The sequence below is a fragment of the Sphingomonas sp. 66-10 genome, assembly GCF_001897045.1.
Lineage (GTDB): Bacteria > Pseudomonadota > Alphaproteobacteria > Sphingomonadales > Sphingomonadaceae > Sphingomonas > Sphingomonas lycopersici.
This window is the reverse complement of record NZ_MKRR01000159.1, coordinates 33,151-35,239: the sequence shown is the minus strand read 5'-3', so window position 1 is coordinate 35,239 and position 2,089 is coordinate 33,151. Positions and strand designations below refer to the sequence as shown.

At 66.8% G+C, this 2,089-nt stretch carries 3 protein-coding genes; 1 reads left to right on the top strand and 2 read right to left on the bottom strand.

What is annotated here, in order from left to right; all coding sequences use genetic code 11:
* On the top strand, nt 1-511 hold a 511-nt coding region (locus BGN95_RS24640), incomplete at its 5' end, for an MDR family NADP-dependent oxidoreductase (protein WP_286774336.1).
* 63 nt (nt 512-574) lie between these two features.
* Here the strand turns inward: BGN95_RS24640 and BGN95_RS24635 are convergent.
* Both BGN95_RS24635 and BGN95_RS24630 read right to left on the bottom strand, forming a co-directional pair.
* Nucleotides 575-1,471: an alpha/beta fold hydrolase gene (locus BGN95_RS24635; RefSeq protein ID WP_179511367.1), complete on the bottom strand. Its 897-nt coding sequence runs from the start codon at nt 1,469-1,471 to the stop codon at nt 575-577.
* Between the two features lie 66 nt (nt 1,472-1,537).
* A complete protein-coding gene (locus BGN95_RS24630) occupies nt 1,538-1,888 on the bottom strand; it encodes a Rieske (2Fe-2S) protein (protein ID WP_265271117.1) in 351 nt (116 codons plus the stop codon).
* Nucleotides 1,889-2,089 lie beyond the last annotated feature (201 nt).

The window sequence follows — 2,089 nt, the reverse complement described above, 5'->3', positions numbered from 1 at the left end:
CGTCGTCCAGATCGCCAAGGCCAAGGGGATGACGGTGATCGGTGCCGCGGGCGGCGCCGACAAATGCGCCTGGGTGAAGGAACTCGGCGCGGATCATGTCGTCGATTACAAGGCCGGCCCGGTCGCGCGCGGGCTGATGCAGGCGGCGCCCGACGGGATCGACGTCTATTTCGACAATGTCGGCGGCGACCATCTCGATGCGGCGCTGCTTGCCGCGCGACTGCACGCGCGGTTCGCGATCTGCGGGATGATCGACATCTACAACGACGCCAAGCCGCAGGAGCTGCGTTACCTCGCCAAGGTGATCGGCGCGCGGATCAATATCCGCGGCTTCATCGTCAGCGATTTCTTCGCGCAGATGGGCGATTTCTATCGCGACATGGGCGGGTGGCTGAAGGAAGGGAAGCTCAAGCGCCACGAAACCGTGCATGAAGGGATCGCGGCGATGCCCGAGGCGTTCCGCGGGCTCTTCACCGGGGGGAATATGGGGAAGATGCTGGTGCGGCTGTAACGGCGCGGCTTTCGTCACCCCGGCGCAAGGTCGGGGTGACCTAAGCAGCGAAGCTGAAGTCGTTCAGGCGGCGCGTGCCAGTCTCGGCCGTGCCACGCTTTCGAATGCGGCGACCACCGTCGGGATCACCTCCGGGGGCAGCGTGTGACCCATGCCGGGGATCTCGACCAGCCGCGCGCCGGGGATGGCGGCGGCAGTATCGCGTCCGCCCTCGGCCGGGACCAAGGGATCGTCCGCACCGTGGATCACGACGGTGGGGGCAGCGATCGTCTTCAGCCGCGTGCGGCGATCGCCGTCGGCGAGGATCGCGGCCATCTGGCGAACGAAGCCCGACGGGTGATGGTTGCGGACGATTTCGTCGCGATAGCGCTCGGCCATCAAGCGATCGTCCTCGGGGAAGCTGCCGCCGACCACCTTGGCCGCTTTCACGCCGTGGGCGACGATCGCCTCGAGATCGTTGCCGCGCGGTCGCCGCAGCAGGATGCCCATCGCCTGCAACGAGGCGCCCGGGAGCGCGGGATTGCCGGTGGTCGACATGATCGAGGTGAGCGACAAGGTCCGCTCCGGCCAGTGCGCGGCGAACAATTGCGCGATCATCCCGCCCATCGAGGCGCCGACGACATGCGCGCGCTCGATCCCGAGCGCATCGAGCAGCCCGGCGGCGTCGGCGGCCATGTCGGTGAGCGTATAAGGCGCGCGGATCGGGCGGCGCAGGATGTGCGACACCGCCATCAGCGCGAAATTGGGGGTGCCGGCGGAATCGCACTTGGTCGACAGGCCGACATCGCGATTGTCGTAGCGGATCACGCGATAGCCCCGCGCGACCAAAGCATCGACGAGCGCCATCGGCCAGCGCACCAGCTGCGCGCCGAGCCCCATGATCATCAACACCGCCGGCGCATCCTTCGCGCCGAACTCGTCATATTCGATCTCGATACCGTTGGCGGTTGCCTTCGCCATTGCGCGCGTCACTCCTTCGAACGAAGCAGCTTGCCGCATTCGTCATCGAACTGCAATAATTTAGGATCAGGCGGTGACGATCGTGCCGTCCCGGATCGTGACGGGCCAGGGCGTCAGCGCGGTGCCGGGGCAGGGGCCGCCGCGGCACTTGCCCGAGGCGGTATCGAAGACCGCGCCGTGCCAACTGCACGCGATCATATCGCCCGCGACATAATCGTCGAGTTTCTGCGCGAGCGGCAGCCCCATATGCGGGCAGCGGTCGACATAACCATATACCGCATCGCCGCGACGCACGACGAAGCCGTGGAAACGGCCGGCGCGCATCTCGATCACGAACCCGCGCGCCGCGCCGTCGGCGATCAGATCGAGCGGGCCGAGCGCGATGCCGGCAGGCGTGGCGATGAGGCGTTCGGTCAGCGGACGTGCTTTCGGGGTGGGGACGCGGAACGTACCACAAAATGTGCTCCCGCGGAGGCGGGAGCCCAGTCTGGGTCCCCCCTTCGCGGGAACGCAATTTGGAACGCGATGACCCTGCGATCAGGCGTCGACCTTGATCACCCCGCGGCGGATCTGATCGAGCTCGATGCTTTCGAACAACGCCTGGAAATTGCCGTTGCC